Here is a 21,087-nt window from a genome sequence, read left to right as displayed (position 1 = left end):
ACAGATAAGTTGCGCAGACGTGTGAAAAAATCATTTGCGCCTGACAATACTTTAGTTTCTACTATAATCCTTTACCACCATCACTCATAAACACATCCAAGGAGTCTCCCATGCCAACCATCCAGATCAAGGGTATGCGCTGCGGTCACTGCGTAGCCTCGGTTACCACCGCACTCAACGCCATCGACGGCATCAGCGAGGTGAACATCGCTCTGGACAGAGGAGAAGCCACCTTCAACCAGAGCAAGGAGATACCCATGGCCGACATCAAAAAAGCCATTGCCGCCATCGGTTTCGAGGTGGTGAAGTAAAAACAGACCGCGCCGCCCCGAACCGGTTGCGGCGCGGTAAAAAAACTACAGCACCATGACCACCGCCGGATGCTCCTTGAAGGCAAGATACTGGGCCTCGCGGTCCTCGGCGCTGAGCACGACAAGCTCCACGTCCAGACAGAGGTATTTCCCGCCGCTGCTCGAATTGGACAGGGACACCAGGCATTCCCGGGCCTGAACGACCTCGGCAATGGCCGCCCGCAGCTCCTCCTGCTCCCTGCCGATGATTTTGTACACCCAGGGGCAAGGGTACTCCAGCTCGACTTTCCGCTTGCATTCATTCAACAACACGACCAGCCTCCGTATTTCTTTCTCTCGCGCACCACGGGAACACACGCCCCTAAAACCCATCATACCAGACCCTGCCCCCTTCGCCAACCGCAAGCCTGCGGAACAAAAGCCCCCAACTTCTAAAAAAAATTATATTAACTTGGCATTATTCTGTATAATTTATCTAACCAATAACCTTTTGGCCTTGTTACAGGCCGCACCAGGTACCCGTCATGGCACAATTAAAATTTTTCGTTTTTATCTTGCTTGCCCTGCACCTCTGCCTCACCCAGGCTGTAGCGGCGGAAAAGGTGTCCGCCTCTTTCGCCCAGGGCAAACAGTATTTTGACCAGGGTCGATTCGATGAGGCGTACACCGAGTTGCACAAAGCTTTTGTGCAAGATCCGGCCAACCTGGAAATTAATTTCTATCTCGGTCGGGCCGCCTTTGAATCTGGGCGCCTTGAAGAAGCGGTCATGGCCTTTGACCGAATTCTCATTGCCGAGCCTGATCTAGAACGCGCCAAGCTCGAACTGGCCCGCGCCCATCTCCGCCTCGGCTCCCGCGAGCTGGCCAAACAGTATTTCAAAGAGGTGCAGGCCACCAACCCGCCGGAGCAGGTATGGAAAAACATTCAACAGTTCCTGGACGCCATTGCTGCCTCGGAGCAGCGCCATTTTATAAACGGCCTTTTCTCATTCGGTTTCAGCCATGACGACAATGTCAATGTCGCTCCCACAGAAAGCAGCGTCAATGTCAATCTGGGAGGCATTACCCTTCCGATCACCATCGATCAGACAGCCATCAGCGATCAGATCTACAACACCACTCTGGTGGCCAATCACATCTACAAATTCGAAGACAGCCCCAACACCTGGAAAACCACGGCGGTCAACTACAACGCCTTCTACGGCAACCAAAACATCCACGACATCAACTTCCTGAGCCTTGCCACCGGTCCCGTCTTGCAGGGGCAGAATTACCTCTGGCAGGTCCAGGGCCTGGTCAATCAGGTCGATCTCGCATACGATCGTTACCAGAGCGCCTACGGTCTGAGCTCCACCCTAACCTGGCTGGTGGACCAGACCATTCTCTTTAATATCGGCGTCACGGCGCAGCAAAAAAACAACTACCAGGACGGGGACAAGGATGCGAACAATTATATGATCACCGCCGGCCCCGTATTCACCCTGGGCTCGAACCGGATCACCATCGCCCTTGGCAAGGAACTTGAAAACGCCGCCCACGACTTCAACAGCTATGACCGTTTCACCATGTTGGCCCGGTATGACCGGCAACTGCCCCTGGATTTCGGCTTCTTTGCCAGCTTCCGTTTCCAGAACACCAATTATGACAAAACCGACCCGCTCTATGTCAACAACCGTAGCGATGATGTCCTCGATCTCTCCTGCGGCCTGTCAAAACGTCTCTGGCAGGCAGAGGACAAGCGGCAAAGCCTTTTGGGGCAAATCAGCTACACGAACACCAAAGCGGAATCCAACATCGCCCTCTACGAATATGACAAGAACGTAACCGCGGCGGAGCTAACCTTTGCCTTTTAAACTTTTTTAAAATGACCGCGCAGACTGAGACCATGACCGCCACAAACAAGACCCGCCCTGCTCGCCCCTTTTCCGGAGGACCGCGCATGAAACGATTCAACTCCAGCATCCTGATCCTCGGGCTCCTTTCCCTCATCCTGATTGGGTCGCCGGCCTATGCCGCCAAACAGGTAGCCACCGTAGTCGCGGCACGCGGCGACGTGCAGGCCTTGGACGCCAAGGGAAAAAGCCGTACCCTTCCTGTCCAGTCCCCAATCTTTGAAGAAGACACCATCAAGACTAGGGAACACAGCCGGGTGCAGATCATGTTCACGGACAACACCCTGATTAACCTCGGCAATGAAACAACCATGAAAATCGCCGAATACCGCTGGCAGCCGGAACAAAACGATGGCGCCCTCAAAACCCAGGTTAAAGAGGGCACCTTCCGGGTCATGGGCGGGGCGCTGACCAAGACGGCGCCGCAAAACTTCAAGACCGAAACCCCCACCGCCACCATCGGTATCCGCGGCTCCATGTACGCCGGTGTCGTCACCCCCGATTTTCTCTCCGTCGTTTTCCAGGGCGGTAAGGGCATCGAGGTAACCAACGCCTTTGGCACCGTGGAAATCAGCAAGCCAGGCTACGGCACCAAGGTGGCCATGTCCAAGCCGCCGCTGCCGCCGATGAAATTCACGGCCAAAGAAATGGGGGAGATGAACAAAGCCCTGTCCGGCAACGGCGCTGGGGAAAAAGAAGACAAAAAAGAGGAGAAAAAGGAAAAAGGCGAAGATAAGGGCCAAGAAAAAGCCCCTGCCCCCAAAGGCGATCAGGGCGCCATGGCCGCACCTACCCCTGCTGACACGGCTTCCTTGGGCGGTGGGGGAACAACAACCACTCCGCCCGTTCCCCCGGTGATCCCAAAAGATATAGGGTTGGTAAAAACACAAGATGACATCGACAAAGTAATCGAGGAAACCGCTGACACCACGACTGTCACCAATACTTCACTTGCCGGTAATTATCGCATATTTATGCGGAATAACATCTACGACGCCGAGTTACAGCATTATTATTCCTCCTATCTTGCCTGGGATAGCGGCACGGTAAACGCATCCCTTTCCACCCCCCCTTCCGGGACCGGAACACTTGCAGCCTCTTTCTCCAGCAATGGCTCTTATTATATTGTATACGACTCCAGCCCAGTTCCGCTACCGCCCTTTCTCACATCCTTCTTTGCACCATACACCTATCCGGGGTACGCCCCAACCGCCTCAAGCTATAGCGGCTTTACGTCATTTACCGACACATTCAGCTACAGTCACCCTGACGCGGGTCTGCTTACCATGACCGCCACCAATTATGTCGAACCAACCGGCCAATTCTTTTACAGTACAGCCTCCTTTACTGGCCCAAGCTTTCTCATCGGCGGGCTGATCTACGCCGGTGTCCCGTCCGGCAGCATTCCCGCCACAGGCATCGACAAATTCTTCGGGCACCTGACCTACACCTCCCCCAATTCGCTGAATATTGATGCGGACCTGGAAGAAACAAAAATCACAGTCAACTACAACAACAAACGCCTCATCGGCCGCTCATCCGACAACATGTTCCAGAAGATAGACGATGGGGCCATCTTCTTTGGCACCGTGGCGGCAAATGGCACCGCCAATGTCACCATTCTGGGCGGCGGCGACTCCAATTTTAATGGTGGTGGCGGTGGCGTACCAACCTCCACTTATGGTAGTGCCCCGGCCACTCTCTATGGCAGCTTCAACCAAGGCCTCGCCTTTACCGCCTCGGGTGCTGACTACTCGGTCATTAACAACGCCCAAACCGGCACTTGGGAGGCCACTGGCGCGGCACTGCGTAGCCCGACCCGTAACAACACCCCCGATCCAACCTCTCCCATCGAATATAAGGGCTTCGTTGTTGGCGTTGCCGACAATACCGCCACCGGCACTGTCAGCCGCATCTTCATGAATAGTGCCGCCAGCAGTTTCACCATGACCGCCACTCCGACCACCGGCGTGGTCATCAGCGGCTCTATCTCTGCCCAAGACCTCATCAGCGGCATCGATATGCTCACCGGGCTTACCGTCGGCCATACAACCGACCTCACCAAGTCCGCCTATATAGCCAATGACGACATGGTTGCCATTCTCTCCGGCACGCCCCTTCTTTACATGTCCACCCTTACCCTGAGAGACCACGGCAACTATCTGGTTACCGCCGGTCCTGATGCCCCAATAATCACCAATGCCTCCAACGATTTTATGACCTGGGGCTACTGGGAAATTGCTTACACTGACCCATACGACACTACCAAGACGGACCATCTGTTCGGGTCCCAGTCCTTCTTTGTTGCCGGACAACAAACAGACCCCGCATACATCACCGGCAAACTGAATACGGCATTCACAGGCACCTATGATGGCAAGGCCTTTGGCGTCCAGCTCGACAACACCGGCCAAAACGCCACCCAGCTCACCAACGGCGCAACCCATCTGGTGATCAACTTCCAAACCCCAGCCGCTGCCAATACGGTCACCGGCGCCATCACCTTCGACCAGGCCTCCTTGACCATCAACCCCGCCGCCACCAGCACCCTAACCAGTGCCGGCTTCAATACCAACATCTCCAGTGTCTCCGGCACCGCCCCAATCTCCAGCGCGGTCAACGGCGCCTTTTACGGCCCTACCGCCGAGGCGGTGGGTGGTAACTTCCATGCCAAGATGGGCACAGGCGAGCGTTATCTTGGCGTCTTCGGCGGGAACCGCTAAAAACATGGAGAACAACGCCAAGCGATGACAAATCCCCCACGCCTTATGGCGCTTTTCACCCCTTCCCCCTTCAAGGTCGGCTGCCTGGTAACCCTGGCAGCCGTCCTGCTTTTTGCTTCCTTTGGCCAGCAAAAACCGGAGATTTTGGAAACCCTGGACAACCGGCTGACCGACACCATGTTTCTTTGGCGAGGGACGGTCAAGCCTAGCCAGCCCATCGTCATTGTCGATATCGACGAGAAAAGCCTGCGGGCTATCGGCCAATGGCCCTGGCCGCGCAACACCGTGGCCAAGATGGTCCGCAACCTTGACGCTGGCGGGGCAAAGGTGATCGGCCTGGATATCGTTTTTGCCGAAGCGGACCGCACCTCACCGAAAAACTTTGTCGACGAGTTGCAACAGCTTCTGCCAGTGCAACTCCCGCCGGAAACCATGGCGGAACTGAAAGCCAAAGAAAGCCTGGATCACGATCTTGCCCTGGGCAAGGTTCTGGCCGCAACACCCTCGGTCTTGGGCTATGTCTTCCAGACCCAGAATGACGGACTGAAAAATCAAGCGGATATTCCCTTTCCCTCGGGCACCACCCGCCTTGCTCCAGACAACCTGCGCTACGAGGATATCTCCCTGCTCCGGGCCTACCGGGCCATCACCAACGTAGTGGCCGTGGCCCAAGGCCGGAGCGAAGGCTTTTTCAATGTATTTCCCGATGCCGCGGGCACGGTGCGCAAGGTCCCGCTCTTCATGATGATGGACGGCATCCCCTATCCGTCCCTGGCCCTGGAAATGCTGCGCATCGGTATGGGCGCGCAGGAAACAACCATCCAGGTCTCCCGGCAGGGGCAAACCCTTCCCAAGGACATTCTCGGGGTGGAAGTGGGTTCAACCTTTATCCCCACCGATGAAAAAGGCCAGCTCACCGTCAATTTCCGGGGGCCAAGCCATATCTATCCCTACCTTTCCGCGATGGACATCCTGGCAGGCAAAGGGTTGGATCGGGTGCAGGGCAAATATGTCCTCATCGGCACCTCCGCCGCAGGTCTTCTTGATCTCAGGGCCACGCCATTTTCCAACATCTATCCAGGGGTTGAGGTCCACGCCACCATCATCGACAACGTCCTGAGCCACGACCCATTCACCCATGACATCTTCAGCGAAATCGGCATCACCTACGCCCTGCTTCTCATCGGCGGCCTGGGGTTAACCGCGTTACTCGCCTATGCCACTCCTTTGGCCGGCGGCCTTGGCGGTCTGCTGCTTGTCTTGGCCACCCTGGCCGGCAATTATTTCTTCTTTTTCAGCCACAGCCAGCTTGTCGGCCTCTCCTATCCATTGCTGACCATCCTGGCCATTTTCCTGGTGGTTACCCTGTTCAACTACTTTTTTGAGGGCCGCCAAAAGCGCTTCATCAGCTCGGCTTTCGGCCACTACGTCTCCCCCCAGATCGTGCACCAGCTCATGGAGCACCCGGAAAGGCTCTCCCTGCAAGGGGAGCAGAAAAACCTGACCGTGCTCTTCAGCGACATCAAGGGTTTCACCACCATCTCCGAAAAGATGACCTCGGAAGAGCTGGGCCGATTCATGAACGAGTATCTCACGGCCATGAGCCGGATCGTTTTGGAAAGCAAGGGAACGGTGGACAAGTTCATCGGCGACGCGGTCATGGCCATCTGGGGCGCGCCCCTTGAGGATGATGACCACGCGGCCAACTGTGTCCGGGCGGCGTTTACAATGATGGCAAAACTCAAAACACTCCGGGCGGATTGGAGGGAACGGGGGTTGCCCGAGGTGGATATCCGCATCGGCATCAATACCGGCATCATGAGCGTGGGCAACTTCGGCAGCGACCAGCGCTTTGATTACACGGTGATGGGGGACACCGTCAATCTTGCCTCCCGGCTGGAAGGCTCAAACAAAACCTACGGCACCAACATCACCATCTCGGAATACACCAGAGCCGCGCTGGGGGAGAGATTCTACTGCCGGCCCCTTGATCTGGTCCGGGTCAAGGGCAAGGAAATGCCGGTGCGGATATATGAGCCTCTCTGCGAGGGCGAACCACCGCCGGAGCTGAAAAAGGAAACAGAGGCCTTTGCCGAGGCCCTGGGCCATTACGCCAAGCGGGAGTTTCAAGAGGCGGCCGCAATCATCCTCTCCCTCAACCAGACAACACGCTTAAGAATTTACGACCTCTACCTCGACCGGATCGCCCATTTCGCGATCAGCCCGCCCCCGGAAGATTGGGACGGCGCATTCACCTTTACCACCAAATAGAGGGCAGATCATGCCAGACTCCACACTCCAGGACCTTATCATCATCGGCGGCGGACCCGGCGGCTATACCGCAGGCATCTATGCCCAACGGGCCGCCCTGAAAACACTGCTCATCGAAAAAGGCATCCCCGGCGGCCAGCTGAACAACACCGATGAGGTGGAGAACTGGCCCGGCACCGAAAAAATCAGCGGCGCGGAGCTGGCCCTGAAATTTTCCCAACATGCCGCCGCATATGGCCTTGAGGTGATGAACCGCGAGGTCGTTGGGGTTGAGCCTGGGCTTGGCCATCACACCGTCACCCTTGATAACGGCGAAACCCTTGCGACCCACGCGATTATCCTTGCCACCGGCGGCAGCCCCAAAAAATTGGGCATTCCGGGGGAAGACAAATATTATGGCCGGGGGGTTTCCTACTGCGCCGTGTGCGACGGCTTCTTTTTCCGCGACAAGACCGTGGTGGTGGTGGGCGGCGGCGACAGCGCCCTGGAGGAATCCCTGTATCTGGCCAAACTCGCCAAACAGGTGTACATTGCCCATCGTCGGGACGCTTTCCGGGCCGGAATGATCCTGCAAAAAAGGGTGTTGAATGAAAAACGGATCACCGTGCTCTGGAATACGGTACTGGCGGAGATCCAGGCGGATGCCCAGGGGGTGAACGGAGTGATCACCAAGAATACCCTGGATGGCGCGACCTCCACCCTTGCCACCGACGGGGTCTTCGTCTTTATCGGTTTTGAACCGAACAACTCCCTGGTTCCGGCGGGTACCAGAATGAACGCCAACGGCTATGTGATTGGTGATGAGAAATGCGAAACCAACATGCCGGGCATCTTTGCCATTGGCGATCTCAAGGAAAAATACGCCAAACAAATCGTCACTGCGGCGGCGGATGGTTGCACTGCGGCTCTGGCCGCAGCCCATTATGTGGAGAACAAGAAAGGCGAAGGATGAACCGCAAGGCATCAGTCGCCTCCGCTACAACCACACCTGCCCTGCATTCTTCTCGGTGCCCCGCTTAAAAAAATACAGCAGAACCACCCCCATCACAAAGCCGCCGACATGGGCCCACCAGGCCACCCCGCCCTCGACCAGCCTGCCTGCGGCAGCCCCTTGCAGAAACTGCATGAGAAACCAGAAACCGATAAAAAAGTAGGCCGGAATCTCCACCAGATAAAAGAGGATAAAAATCGGAATAAAGGTGAGAATCCGGGCGCGGGGATAGAGGAGGAAATAGGCGCCAAGCACCCCGGAAATAGCCCCGCTCGCCCCGATCATCGGCATCTGGGCTTGGGGATTGGCCCAGAACTGGGCAAAAGCCGCGCCAACCCCGCAGAGAAGATAAAAGAGCAGATAGCGGCCATGCCCCATCCGGTCTTCCACGTTATCACCAAAGATCCACAGCATCCACAGGTTGGAGAAGACATGGAGCAGACCGCCATGGAGAAACATGGCGCTGAAAATCGGGAGATAGCGGCCAAGGGAGAGGCTATTCCCCGCCTGTTCGGCAACGAAACGGACCGGCACAAACCCATGGGCAGTGATGAAGCTTTCCAGTTCCTGACCAAGACTCAGCTCATAGACAAAGCAGAGAATGTTGACGATGATGAGCCAGAGATTGACCACAGGGAAATGACGGGAGGGGATATCATCCTTTAAGGGGAACATGCTGCGGCAATTCCCCTTCAGGCTTGGTCAGCAGGGACTTTGTCCGGATCGGGCAGAGGCAGGATGAAATAAAAGTTATTCCCCTCTTCCGTGGCCTCGTAGCCTGCCACGCCGCCATGGATCTCCACCACCTGTTTGATGAAAGCAAGGCCATGCCCGGTTCCGGGTACGGTCTGACTCTTTTCTCCCCGGACGCCATCGGCAAAAATGGTTTTCGCCTCGGCCTCGGAAAGATGCTCCCCGGTGGTGAAGACATTGAACTTGACCGCACCCTTGCCAGGGCCGAAATAGTCGGCCAGCAGCTCACGGCCATAGGCCACGGCTTTCCGTACTACCTCGTGGCGATTCGTTATTTCGCCGGTGTACTTCACCGCATTGGAAAAAAGATTGGCATAGACCTGCGACAGCAACCCGACATCCACCCGCAGAAAAAGTTCTTCCCCCTGCATGTCCTCGGGTTTTTCCACCGTAATCCCCCGGGCTCCGAATCTGCTCAGAAAATGATCGAGCTGAGGAGAGACGATCTCGCGATCGATGGAGCATTTCCGGGGACGCAGCACGAAACGGCCCTGGGCAAAGTGATCCCGCCGGAACAGGCTCTCGAGAAAGAGGCTGTAATTGGCATGGTGCTCCAGTAATTCCCGGTGGTTCTCAAGCAGGCTCCGGTGCAGGCTGCTCACCTTGCTGATCACCAGCTCACAGCTTCCACTGGGCACCCCCTGGGCTGCCTTGAACCCGGCAATCATTCTTTCCAGCTCGTCGATATCTCCGATGCGGGCCTTGAGCTGGTTGAACAGATGCTTGAAATACATGTTGGGGGTGATGACGTTGTGCTCGATGTCCATCACCAGGTTGTTGATGAACCGCAGATGCCTGATGTTCTCGTACGAAATCAGGCGGTTGTGCAGATTGTAGCCGATCCGGTTCGTGTATTTGCCCAGAAAAAAACGATCCGCCTGGGAAATTTTTTCAAGGGGATAGACCTCCAAAACCCCCATGATCTGGAGGTTGATCGGTTGTTTCCCTTCGTCCTGCGTGTCTGGGGAGGGCTTGCTATGAATCGGCACCAACAACGAGTGCTCGCTCTCATAACTTTTAAAGGTCAACTGCACATGGGCCGGGGCCGCAACCGGTTTCGGCGGCAGCCCTTTTTTGCTATCGCAGACACGAACCAGCTTTTCCTGAACCTTATCAAAAAGATAGAGCCGACTGTGCAAGCCGAGAAACTCGGAAAGGGCTGCCACGCAAACCCTATAAAAATCCTCGTTGGAGTCGAACTCCTGGGCGAGATCGAAAAAGGCGCGCAGCAGATCGTTCTGGGCAGGGCTGAGGTTATAGCTCGCGTAGCTGCGCTGCTTTTCCCTGATCCGCAACCTGATCTGCTGCAAATCCATGCATGAATGGGGTTCCTGGCTCATGATCTCCCTGACCGACAAGAGCGGATGACATACTTCCTGTTTTCCAGAAATTATCCTATCACATGGGGCACACAGCAGAAAAACTAATTTCTGCCGACAAGCACTATTTCATCGGCCCCGCTTTTTTCAGCAAGGCGTACATGCACATGCTCCCCGGCTTTGACCGGGATGTCCATCCCCACGTAGTCGGGCTGGATCGGCAACTCCCGCCCGCCCCGGTCAACCAGGACGGCCAGCTGGATGCACTGCGGCCGACCGATGTCCATCAGGGCATCCATGGCGGCCCGGATGGTGCGGCCGGTGAAAATAACATCGTCCACCAGAACCACGACCATCTCCTCCATGGGAAAGGAGATGGTCGTTTTCTTAACGATGGGATTCTGGCTGGCCAGGCTCCAGTCGTCGCGGTAGAGGGTGATGTCCAGGGTGCCGGTGGGCAGCACAATCTTCTCCCGGTCCTGGATCAGCTTTTGAATCCGGTCGGCGAGAAAAACCCCGCCGGTATGGATGCCGATTATGGCCAGATTGGCAACGCCGTGGTTGTTTTCCACGATCTGCAGGGCGATCCGGTGCAGTGACCGGTCTATATCCTCTGCCGACATGATCCGTTTTTCCATCTTTTTCTCCTCCAGGATTAGGGAACAACACCCGCCGGATTACGGCCAGAAAGAATCGATGCCCCGCGCCACCACCGTGTTGATTGCCTCGGGATAGGCCTCGCACTCTGCGGCAAAAACCCGGGCCGCGATATCCTCGGGCGTATCGCTATTGTCTAGGGCCACGCATTTCTGGACCACGATCGGCCCCTCATCGTACACCTCGTTGGCAAAGTGAACCGTGCAGCCGGTGACCTTGACGCCCCGCGCCTTGACGGCTCGATGCACCCGCATGCCGTACATTCCCGCCCCGCAAAAAGAAGGGATCAGGGAGGGATGGATGTTGAGCACCGCCCGTTGCAGATGGGCAGGGGGCTGATAGAGCTTCAGATACCCGGCCAGCAGCACCAGCTCGATCCCATACTCTTGCAGGATGGCGTTGATGGCCTTGTTATCCTTGGCATGGAAGGCCGGATAACCGTAGTTTCTGGCCTTGGTCAGACCGAGGGCGTCGGGCAGGTTGGAGAGCACCACTTCGATGCTCCCCTGCATGGTGCCAGCAGCAATCCGTTCATGAAAGTTGTCCAGGGTTCTGCCCGAGCCGGAGAGCAATACCGCCATTTTCATGGGCGCCACCTACTTGAAATAGGGGTTGGATTCGACATCCACGGTATTCAGCCAGTTGACAATGGCGGTGTCGTAGGTGCTGGTCAGAGCGAAGACCTTTACCGCCAGGCGGAAACGGGTCTTGAGCGTGGTGTTGCCGGTGGCCTTGATCTCGGCCAGCACCTGCGGATAATCGACCGGATCAACGATCACGGTGACATCCTGAAAATTCTTGGCGCTTGAGCGCAGCATGGTGGGGCCGCCGATGTCGATATTTTCAATGGCCTCCCCCAGGGTGCAGGCCGGATTGGCCACGGTTTTCTCGAAAGCGTAGAGATTGACCGCCACCAGATCGATGGCCTGCAAGCCATGCTCCTGCATCTGCCGCACATGGTCCGGGTTGGTTTTCTGGGCCAGGATGCCGCCATGTACCTTGGGGTGCAGGGTCTTGACCCGGCCATCGAGCATCTCCGGAAAGCCGGTGAATTCGGAAACATCCTTGACCTTGATGCCGTTATCGCGCATCTTCTTGGCCGTGCCGCCGGTGGAGAGGATCTCGATCCCCAGCTGCTCCAACTCCCTGGCAAACCCCTCGATCCCGGATTTGTCGGTGAGACTGATCAATGCCCTTTCTATCTTTTTCATGGTTTTCTCCTGAATCCTGGATATCATCTCACAATAACCTCTGCGTCTACCGCAACCATTGAATCGACACTGTAACGCAAAGAGACGAAGACGCAAAGCAAACAGATGGGTGGGCGAAAAAAACAGCCGCACCCCCGGCTCTTATTCCTCTTTCTTGGTAAACCTTCTGATCAACCGTCGATCCCGCTTGCCCGGACGCCCCGGCGGGGCAACCCCTTCGGCCCGCAAAAGACGCCGGGTCTCCCTGGCCTGGACACGAGCAGCCAAGCTCTCCGGGGTCTCCTCATAGAGCAACTGTGCTTCCGCCGCACCCCGCCGCTGGCCGCTTACGGCCCGGACAATTATGGCGAATTCCTCCTGCTCCTTCTGGATCCGCAGCCCGTCGCCCAACGCGACCAACCGGGACGGCTTTACCCGCAAGCCGCCCACCTGCACCTTGCCCCCGGCCACCGCCTGGGACGCCTGGGAGCGGGTCTTGAAAAAACGGGCGGCCCACAGCCATTTGTCCAGCCGGACCTGACTCTCCTCGTTCATCTTTCTTTCCGCCTCCTCCCAGCAGTTTTCAGCCTACCACAGTGCACGCTCTCCGGCCAAGCCCCATCCGCGGCCTGGCGCTCGCCCCGTTTACCGCTTTCCGCCTGAAAGCAAATGGTGTATATATCTTGCCACCATGAAGCTCAATACCGTCGGCATAAAAGATATCAGGTATCCCGTGCGGGTGCGCGAAAAATCCGGAGGCATGCAGGAGACCGTGGCCAGCATCAGCCTACAGGTCAGCCTGCCGCGCCAGTATCGGGAATCGTGCGTCTCCACCTTCATCAAGGTTCTGAACACCTACCAAGACGAGATGAGCAACCGAATCTTCCGAAATCTGTTGGCCGAGGTGAAAGAAGAGTTACGGGCGGAATCAGCCCATGTGGAAATGACCTTTCCCTATTTTCTGGAAAAAAAGGCGCCGGTCACCGGCACAGCCGGGCTCATGGAATATACCTGCCGTTTTACCGGCGGCATCGGTCGGGATGAGGATTTCATTCTGGCGGTCTGGGTGCCGGTGACCACCCTGTGCCCCTGCTCCCGCGAGATCAGCGATTGCGGAGCCCACAACCAGCGGGGCGAGGTAAACCTCACCGTCAAGTATTCGGGGTTCATCTGGATGGAAGACCTCATCGCCATGGCCGAAGCGGGCGGTTCCTGCGAGGTATACTCCCTGCTAAAAAGGCCGGATGAGAAATACGTAACGGAAAAGGCTTACAACAACCCGATGTTCGTTGAAGATGCGGTGCGCAAGGTGGCGGAACAGGCCATGGCCCATCCGGCCATCACCTGGTTTTCCGTGAGCGTGGAAAGCTTTGAATCCATCCACAAGCACAGCGCCTATGCCTATGTGGACAGCGACGAAATCCGCTGAAGTAACCGATCAGGGATGCCGAAATTTTGGGGATCTTAACTCAGGCCGCCAGCCGCACCAGATTGCGGCCGGCGTGCTTGGCTGCGTACAACGCCTTGTCCACCCGATTGATCAGAGCATCCATGCTCTCCCCTGATCGGTAGCCGGCCAGTCCGCAGCTAATGGTGACGCCAAGCGGCAGTTGCTCGACCTGTTGCCGCAACTTTTCCGCAATGGAGACCGCGTCATCCGCCACAATTCCCGGGCAGAGCACCATAAACTCCTCGCCACCCCAACGCCCCAGCGCATCCGTTTTCCTGATCTGCCTTCCCACCGTAGCGGCCACTTCTTTTAACACCTGATCGCCGATGGAGTGCCCGAGGCTGTCGTTGATCTTCTTGAAGTCGTCAAGATCAAAGAGGAGAATGGTCAGGGGACTTTCATAGCGGGCAGCCCTGGCCATTTCCTGCCGCAGCGATTCCTCGATCTTGCCGCGATTATAAACCCCGGTCAGGGTATCGGTGGTGGCAAGCCGAGTGAGCGCCTCCTCCATCTTTTTGCGTTCCGTGAGATCATGCAGGGTTTCGATGACCGCGACAAGCTCCTTGCTGCGGTTATAAATAGGCACGGCATCGCAGGACAGATAACGACATTCCCCACCCACCGCATCGAACCATTCCTCTGCGTGGATTCCCTCTTCCAGGAACTCGGAGTTTTTGGCTACGGTATACAAGGCGGTAAAATTACGCCGCTCCGAGGAATCAATAACAATATCAGCCAGGCACGGGCGTTTTTCCCGATAAAAGGCCTGCCAGTGGTTCGCTGTCCCCACCATCTGTTCAGCGGGAATACCGGTGAGCATCTCGCAGGCCCTATTCCAGTCGGTGACTTTATGCTGCGGGTCCAGCACAAAAATAGGCACTGCGGAGTAACGGATCAGTTTTTCCGTGAGCAGCTTCTGATCCCGCAACAGGTCTTCTGCCTCTTTGCGCTGACTGATGTCGCGAAATATTCCCCTGGTCGCCACCAGTTCGCCATCCTTGAAGTCGGTGCTGATCTTGCCTTCCACCGGAATCCTGCGTCCGTTCTTGGCGACAAAAACCACCTCGTAGGTATGGGAGAGCTTGCCCGCGGCGATATCGCGAAACAAGATGGAACAAGTCTCACGGCAGTCTGGGTCGAGGATGTCGAAAATAGAGAGGGCACCAATCTCGGTGTCATCGTAGCCCAGGGTTTCCCGCCACGCCCGGTTGACATAGAGGAATCTTCCAGCCCGGTCGATGCTCTGGATCAAGTCGTTGGCACAATCCAGAAAGATCTGCGAAAACCGGCTCCCGGCCAGGAAAGCCATCTCCGCCCGTTGCCGCTGCGCAGGGTCATTTCCTGAAAATGCAGAGGCCTGATCCGTCTCTTTGCCTGCCGCTGAATGTTGAAAATCTTTACTGTCCAAAAGGATGCCACCTTATATCCGGGATTGCTGCATATCATTATTTGCCGCAACCGCACATGCGTATGTTGCCGTAGCAACTTACAACTTTCAATTAAATCCTTAAACGCTTTTTTCCCCTCACCACCTATCCCCCAAAATAACACAACGAGACAAATACTTGTCATATCAACCAGATACAACATCCAACGACGGCATCTATTAGTGTCGAGACTTTTTTATTTTTTAGCGATATAGGGAGGCATTACAGAAGATTGGCAGATGAACTGCTCTTGCAAACAACACGGGAAAAATCAGGACTGATTCACGACTCAGACTATCTCCACGATATTCCGGCCCTTTTCCTTTGCTCTGTACAGACCGTCATCCGCCCTGCTGACGAAAGTGTCCACCGAATCGTGCGCCTTGAAACGGGTCACCCCGCAGCTGATGGTGATCGTGTCCACGGTCTCAAAGACATGGCTTTCCACCAGCCCTCGCAGTTTCTCCGCCGTTAAAACTGCGTCCTTTTCCGTGGCTTCCGGGCAGAGCACCAAAAACTCCTCGCCGCCCCACCGCCCGATCCAATCCGTGGCCCGGACATTTCCCCGGATAACCTTGGCCACTTCCTGCAACACCTGATCACCAACCGCGTGGCCATAGGTGTCGTTGATATTCTTGAAATAATCCAGATCAAACATGATCAGAGAAAGCGGGGTATGGTAGCGCCTGGCCCTGGCCACCTCCTGCCCCAAAAGCTCGTTGAAACGATGCCGGTTATACAGGCCGGTGAGGGCGTCGGTGGTGGCAAGCCGCCCCAACTCCTCTTCCAGCTTTTTCCGCTCGCTGATATCCTGCAAGGTCTCGATGACCGCCACCAGCTCCTTGGCCCGGTTGTAAATCGGCACGGCGTCAAAGGTAATGTAGCGCTTTTTCCCGCCAACATTCTCGAACCAACCCTCCGAACGCACCCCGTCATGCAAAAAGGTCGAGGTATCGATGCTCTCGTAAAACTGGGGAAACGAATCATCCGCCCCATCCAGCACCAGGTCGGCAAGACAGGAGCGTTTACTGGGATAGAAAGCCCGCCAATGATCGCTGGTGCCGACAACCCTCTGCGCAGTGACCCCGGTCATTTTTTCACAGGCCTTGTTCCAGTTGGTTACCAGATGATTCTTGTCCAGGACAAAGATCGGCACCGCCGAAAACTTGATCAATTTTTCCGTGATGCTCTTCTGCTCCAGAAACTGCTCCTCAAGCTGTTTGCGCTTGGTGATATCCCGGAACATGCCGCGTACCGCGACCGGGAAGCCCTCTTCCATCTGGGTGGTGATATTTCCTTCAACGATTATCGCTTTCCCGCTCTTGGCGACAAAAACCAGCTCATGCCCCACAACCTGCGAAATCCTGCTGATGGAACTGAACAAGCCAAGGGAGCTTTCCCGGGAATCCGCGTGCAGGATATCATGGATGGTCATGCTCCCGATTTCCGCCTCGCTGTACCCCAGGGCCATCTGCCAGGCGCGGTTGACGTAGAGAAATTGCCCTTTCAGATCGAGAATTTGGATAAGGTCGTTGGCGTTATCGAGGAAATCCTGCAAGCTCGCCTCGCTTCTTCTCAGCGCATCCTCAGCCAGCCTCCGTTGGGTGATATCCATGGAAGATTCGATCATCTGCACAACATTGCCGACCTCGTCGAAGATCGGGTAGCCATGCACCTCCATAACCCGCTGGGCGCCCTGCTGATTATAGTGGAGATGCTCCAGAATCACCGGCTTGCCGGTTTTTTTCACCTCGATCATGGGGCAAGGATGTTCGCCCCCTGAACATGGCGCTGCACTTTTATGGGAAAGGGCGTGGCAGGTAAGGCCTGCGGTGTTCTCGGCTCCCGCAGCCCTATTAATGATCTTCACCCGATAATCATTGGCGTCGATCACATAAAAAGGAAATGGCAGCGCGTCAAGCACCGTGTGCAGGAAAGCGTTCTGCCTCGCGATTTCCTGCCGTTCCCGGCTGCATTCCTCGTTTTTCTCACGCATGGGTCTGTAGGAGAGGAAAAACCACAACGGCAAGACCAGGCAGGTAAGCAAAGCCCCGTCCAGAAAAGCGACGGTGCCGGGGGACAGGTCGGGGAAAAAGGACAGAATCCCCATGATGCCGAGTTCGCCCAGAAAAATCATGCCAAGGGCAAGGGCAAAAATACGGGCCGGTGATTTCTGCTGCACCGGTTTGCCTGGGATGGCGTCTATTTTACCAGTAACGGGATTATCCATGCCTCTGCCTCGCGCCTATACGCGATGATGATTTTCAACTTCGGGAGCTTGCCGGCAGAAGCCAAAGCCAAGCCCTTACCAAAGCAGATTTCGCAGATGCGCGATCTGCAAACAGGTATCAGGCCAGGAACCGCTGTTATCAATAACATGGTCCGCAAGGAGGGCCTTGTGCTCCAAGGACATCTGCGTCGCCATAGCTTTTTCGGCCTCAGCCTCGCTTATCCGGTCGCGAAGCATGATCCTATGCAGGCAGGCCTTTTCATCTGCATATGCCACCACAATCTGAGAAAAATCATGCTCCCAGTGTGCCTCATATAAAAGGGGCACTTCGACCACAAACCGCGCCTGAGCCTCGGGGAGGTCCCCCCCCTCTTTCTCAAGACAGGAAGTTATCTCGTTTCGCACCAGGGGGTGAAGCAGCGTGTTGAGTTCATGGCGGAATTCGTGGTTCTCAAAAAGAACCTTGCGCAACAGGGGGCGGTCAATGCTCTGGTCCGGCAAAAAGAACCTCTCGCCAAACGCCTTGCGCACGGCCAACCAGCCGGCAGCCCCAGGCTCAAGGAGTTGCCGGCAAAGGGCATCGGCACTGAGCCCCCTGGCCCCGCCGATTTCACACAGATAGGCCGCCACGGAACTCTTGCCGGAGCCCATTCCTCCGGTGATCGCAACCACCGATCTGTGCGCCTGCTGCGTCATTATTACCCCTTCACCAAGAATCTAACCGCCAGCCGTCTGCCGCAATAACTCAAGTGTATACAGCATATCCGGCCAGAGCGGCGCGGTAAACTGCAAATTCTCCCCGGTTCGGGGATGGCGGAAGGCCAGGGTATGCGCGTGCAGGCATTGGCGGGTTATCCCCATTTCCAAATAACGGGAATTTTTGCGGCCATACACGGAATCGCCGGCGACAGGACAAGAAAGGGCCGCCATGTGGACCCGGATTTGATGGGTGCGGCCGGTTTCCAGGCCAAGCTCAAGGAGAGTAAACCCCTGGGCAAACCGCTCCAGAACCCGCCAGTTGGTAACGGCCTCCCGGCCATCTTCCCGGATCGCCATTTTTTTGCGGTGGACGGGATGTCGGCCAATGGGCAGATCAACCCGGCCGGATTGATAGGTGGGCTGGCCATCCACCAGGGCCTGATAGAACTTTTTCACCTCGCGCCGCTTGAACTGGTCGGCCAGAGCCTGGTGGGCAAAATCGCTTTTGGCCACCACCATGACGCCGGAGGTGTCCTTGTCAAGGCGATGGACGATCCCGGGACGCAATTCCCCATTAATTCCGGACAACCCGCCGCAATGATAAAGAAGCCCATGCACCAAGGTTGCCGAGCTGTGGCCTGCGGCTGGATGCACCACAATGCCGGGGGGTTTGGCGAGAACAATGAGATCTTCGTCTTCATACAGCGGAACAAAGGCGACAGGCTCGCCAACCAGCTCGGAGGGGGCTTGGGGAGGGATGGTGATCGTGAGTTTGTCCCCGGCCTGGAGAAGATACTTGGCTTTTTGGGAAGTCTCGTTCACCAGGACCATTTCGGCCCGGATAAGCTGCTGAATCCGCGAGCGCGTCAAGCCTTCGCCCTCAAGGTGGCTTGCCAGATAGAGATCGAGCCGCTGCCCACCCCTCTCGACGATAAAGCTAAGTTGAGCAGCTTGCCTGCTCAAACGAAACTTATGCCCTTTGGGTATAAAAAGGCTCTTCTGACTCATAGGCTCACGTGGAAGGAAAAAAGCGATGTCATGCATAGAATAAAGAGGGGAAAATTCAGCTTCCCAAAAAAAACGCCCGTGCTACAGGAAGATAGCACAGGCGAAAATATACTGAAAAAGGTCACAAAAAAACCCATCGGCCAGGCAAGGATGATCAGGAAAAAATCTGCTCGATGTTCTTTTCCACCTGGGTCTCGGTTTCGTTAAATTCGTTGGCCAGGGCGATTTCTTTCACCAGAAGGCTTTTGGCGGTGTCCATCATCTTGCGTTCGCCAAAGGAAAGGTCCTTGTCCACCCGCAAAAGAAAAAGATCACGGAGTACCGAGGCAATCTCGTAGACCGAACCGGTCTTGATCTTTTCCATGTACTCCCGATACCGCTGGTTCCAAGGCTGGGAGACGATTGCCATCCCTCTTTCATTCAGGATATCGTAGATTTTGCTCACATCCTGGGAGCTGATGATATTTCTCAGACCCACGTTTTTGCAGCTGGTCGTGGGAATCATGATAACCATGCTTGAATCAAGAATCTTCATCACGTAAAAAGATTGTTTCTTGTCTCCGACCTGCCGTTGCTCGATGGATTCTATTTTACCAACGCCATGGGCCGGATATACTGCCATATCACCAACGTTAAACACACGTGCCTCCCTTTCATCAACCATGGAACACCCTGTTCCTTTTTCTACAAGGAAGCACTCCAAAATCGACGAAGAAATGAAGATTAGGGGGCACTATACCACACATCACAGGATTATCAATTCAAACTTAAAAAACCATGATATTACAAGGCATTAAACTACACTTGGTCCGGGTTGATCCGGTTCATGGCCACGGACAACCCCTCTTCCATGACCAGGCGCACTCCGGTCTCAATGCTGTGGAATTCTTCAAGCACCATGGGCGCTTCCTCCTGCCCGAAACGGGAAAGCACAAAATCACTCACCTGCGCTGCCTTGTCCGGACGCCCGATCCCAACCCGGACCCGTACGAAGTCATTGCCGCCCAGATGCTCAATCAGGGAACGGATCCCGTTATGCCCCCCTGCTCCCCGGTTTGTCATGATCTTGGTGCGTCCCAAGGGGAGATCAAGATCGTCGTGAATGACGATGATCTTGCTGGCCTCCACCTGATAAAAATCAGCAATCGCCCGTACCGCAACACCGCTTCTGTTCATATAGGTCTGCGGTTTGACAAAAAGGACGGGATACCCCCAGGAGAGATCCTTTGCCGTTTCCGCCTGCCATTTTGTCCCCTTGAAAGTGAACCGGTATTTTTCCGCCAGATAATCGAGAAAAATAAACCCGATATTATGCCGGGTAGCGGCATACTCTTTCCCAGGATTTCCCAAGCCAACCACGAGGTACACGATATTTCCCTCTCTGCGATCAAACTACCAGAAAACGTCTTTTGCCCTTGCCTGGCCCAAAAAAGAAAAAGCCGAAAAAAGGAAGCTCCCCTCTTCGGCTTTAACCACGCGGTATTGGAAAAATACTATGCCAGGCGTTTTACTCTGCCGCGCCGGAGATAGACACACAAACAGTATCAGGGTTCGTTACCAGGCTCACGCCCGCGGAAAGCCCCAAATCCTTTGCGGTCAAAACGGCACCCCGATCAAGGGGAGTCACGTCAACCTCGATGAGATCGGGGATATCAAGCAGCTTGCCAGAGACGGTAACCTTATTCTTGGCGATGGTCATATCGCCGCCCAGGTCAACGCCCTTGGCCTTACCGACATACTTGAGGGGCACCTGAAACTGCATGGGCTTATCCAGGGAAACCTCATAGAAATCGGCATGCAAAACGGTATCCTGAATCGGATCCGTTTGGATCTCACGGGTAATAACATGCCGGCGCGTTTTCTTGCCGTCTTCATCAATCTCCAGATTGATGAAGGCATTCTTTCTATGGATCGAGAGCAACCCCATGGTGAGTTCCTTGGTGTTGCATTCCAGGGCAACAGGGGTTCCCTGCGGACCATAAATAATAGCAGGAGTAGTCCCCGCCCTGCGCATTGTCCTTGCCGCACCCTTACCAACAGTTTTACGGACTCGCGCCGTCATTTCGATTTGCAACATTGAACTGACCTCCTCATGCACTGATTCTCATAACAAAAAACCAGCAACGGCCACCATCGCAGACAGTGGCCTCCGGTTGTATAGATATC

19 protein-coding genes and 1 pseudogene are annotated in these 21,087 nt (G+C 55.6%); 6 read left to right on the top strand and 14 right to left on the bottom strand.

All coding sequences use genetic code 11. From position 1 onward, the window contains the following. Positions 1-110: 110 nt before the first annotated feature. Positions 111-311 carry a heavy-metal-associated domain-containing protein gene (locus tag ACZ46D_RS03760; protein ID WP_464928695.1) on the top strand — a complete coding sequence of 67 codons (201 nt, stop codon included), beginning with the start codon at positions 111-113 and terminating at the stop codon, positions 309-311. Positions 312-356: 45 nt separating this feature from the next. Here ACZ46D_RS03760 and ACZ46D_RS03755 read toward each other — a convergent pair whose 3' ends face one another. Continuing rightward, on the bottom strand, positions 357-623 hold the full coding sequence (locus ACZ46D_RS03755; RefSeq protein ID WP_464928694.1) for an HP0495 family protein: 267 nt from the start codon (positions 621-623) through the stop codon (positions 357-359). Positions 624-835: 212 nt separating this feature from the next. Between ACZ46D_RS03755 and ACZ46D_RS03750 the strand changes: the two genes are divergently transcribed. The 4 genes from ACZ46D_RS03750 to trxB all read left to right on the top strand — a co-directional run bounded on the left by ACZ46D_RS03750 (position 836) and on the right by trxB (position 8,149). Continuing rightward, positions 836-2,164, top strand: coding sequence for a surface lipoprotein assembly modifier (locus tag ACZ46D_RS03750; RefSeq protein WP_464928693.1), 1,329 nt, complete (start codon positions 836-838; stop codon positions 2,162-2,164). Between the two features lie 86 nt (positions 2,165-2,250). Further along, positions 2,251-4,926, top strand: a complete 2,676-nt coding sequence (locus tag ACZ46D_RS03745) for a FecR domain-containing protein (RefSeq protein ID WP_464928692.1) — start codon at positions 2,251-2,253, stop codon at positions 4,924-4,926. Positions 4,927-4,950: 24 nt separating this feature from the next. After that, entirely contained in the window at positions 4,951-7,197 is a 2,247-nt protein-coding gene (locus ACZ46D_RS03740; RefSeq protein ID WP_464928691.1) for a CHASE2 domain-containing protein, read from the top strand. Positions 7,198-7,207: 10 nt separating this feature from the next. Beyond that, entirely contained in the window at positions 7,208-8,149 is a 942-nt protein-coding gene (gene trxB / locus ACZ46D_RS03735; RefSeq protein WP_464928690.1) for a thioredoxin-disulfide reductase, read from the top strand. Between the two features lie 24 nt (positions 8,150-8,173). Here the strand turns inward: trxB and ACZ46D_RS03730 are convergent, their stop codons facing one another. The 6 genes and pseudogenes from ACZ46D_RS03730 to ACZ46D_RS03705 form a co-directional block, all read right to left on the bottom strand. Continuing rightward, positions 8,174-8,863 (bottom strand): rhomboid family intramembrane serine protease, encoded by a 690-nt coding sequence (locus tag ACZ46D_RS03730; RefSeq protein WP_464928689.1) that lies wholly within the window; start codon positions 8,861-8,863, stop codon positions 8,174-8,176. A gap of 17 nt (positions 8,864-8,880) precedes the next feature. Then, on the bottom strand, positions 8,881-10,281 hold the full coding sequence (locus ACZ46D_RS03725) for a sensor histidine kinase (RefSeq protein ID WP_464928688.1): 1,401 nt from the start codon (positions 10,279-10,281) through the stop codon (positions 8,881-8,883). Between the two features lie 83 nt (positions 10,282-10,364). Then, positions 10,365-10,898 carry a bifunctional pyr operon transcriptional regulator/uracil phosphoribosyltransferase PyrR gene (gene pyrR, locus ACZ46D_RS03720; RefSeq protein WP_464928687.1) on the bottom strand — a complete coding sequence of 178 codons (534 nt, stop codon included), beginning with the start codon at positions 10,896-10,898 and terminating at the stop codon, positions 10,365-10,367. A gap of 39 nt (positions 10,899-10,937) precedes the next feature. Beyond that, positions 10,938-11,504: a phosphoribosylglycinamide formyltransferase gene (gene purN, locus ACZ46D_RS03715; RefSeq protein ID WP_464928686.1), complete on the bottom strand. Its 567-nt coding sequence runs from the start codon at positions 11,502-11,504 to the stop codon at positions 10,938-10,940. Positions 11,505-11,552: 48 nt separating this feature from the next. Next, a pseudogene (locus ACZ46D_RS03710) lies at positions 11,553-12,128 on the bottom strand (IMP cyclohydrolase); the annotation flags it as partial. Between the two features lie 141 nt (positions 12,129-12,269). Then, entirely contained in the window at positions 12,270-12,662 is a 393-nt protein-coding gene (locus tag ACZ46D_RS03705; protein WP_464928685.1) for an RNA-binding S4 domain-containing protein, read from the bottom strand. Positions 12,663-12,798: 136 nt separating this feature from the next. Here ACZ46D_RS03705 and folE2 point away from each other — a divergent pair, with 136 nt between their 5' ends. After that, positions 12,799-13,536, top strand: coding sequence for a GTP cyclohydrolase FolE2 (folE2, locus tag ACZ46D_RS03700; protein WP_464928684.1), 738 nt, complete (start codon positions 12,799-12,801; stop codon positions 13,534-13,536). Positions 13,537-13,576: 40 nt separating this feature from the next. On the opposite strand, the gene ACZ46D_RS03695 is transcribed toward folE2, so the two are convergent. From ACZ46D_RS03695 to ACZ46D_RS03665, 7 genes are all read right to left on the bottom strand, one after another. Further along, positions 13,577-14,866, bottom strand: a complete 1,290-nt coding sequence (locus ACZ46D_RS03695) for a sensor domain-containing diguanylate cyclase (protein ID WP_464928683.1) — start codon at positions 14,864-14,866, stop codon at positions 13,577-13,579. Between the two features lie 407 nt (positions 14,867-15,273). Further along, a complete protein-coding gene (locus tag ACZ46D_RS03690; protein ID WP_464928682.1) occupies positions 15,274-17,214 on the bottom strand; it encodes a sensor domain-containing diguanylate cyclase in 1,941 nt (646 codons plus the stop codon). 75 nt (positions 17,215-17,289) lie between these two features. After that, positions 17,290-17,910, bottom strand: coding sequence for a dephospho-CoA kinase (coaE, locus tag ACZ46D_RS03685; protein ID WP_464928681.1), 621 nt, complete (start codon positions 17,908-17,910; stop codon positions 17,290-17,292). A gap of 21 nt (positions 17,911-17,931) precedes the next feature. After that, entirely contained in the window at positions 17,932-18,876 is a 945-nt protein-coding gene (locus tag ACZ46D_RS03680; protein ID WP_464928680.1) for an RluA family pseudouridine synthase, read from the bottom strand. A 199-nt stretch (positions 18,877-19,075) separates the two neighbouring features. Further along, a complete protein-coding gene (locus tag ACZ46D_RS03675; protein ID WP_464928679.1) occupies positions 19,076-19,561 on the bottom strand; it encodes a CarD family transcriptional regulator in 486 nt (161 codons plus the stop codon). Positions 19,562-19,719: 158 nt separating this feature from the next. Beyond that, positions 19,720-20,289, bottom strand: a complete 570-nt coding sequence (pth, locus tag ACZ46D_RS03670; RefSeq protein WP_464928678.1) for an aminoacyl-tRNA hydrolase — start codon at positions 20,287-20,289, stop codon at positions 19,720-19,722. Positions 20,290-20,428: 139 nt separating this feature from the next. Beyond that, entirely contained in the window at positions 20,429-20,998 is a 570-nt protein-coding gene (locus ACZ46D_RS03665) for a 50S ribosomal protein L25 (protein WP_464928677.1), read from the bottom strand. Positions 20,999-21,087 lie beyond the last annotated feature (89 nt).

The sequence above is a fragment of the Thiovibrio sp. Mzg5 genome, from assembly GCF_055379285.1.
This window is presented reverse-complemented; position numbering and strand designations above follow the sequence as displayed.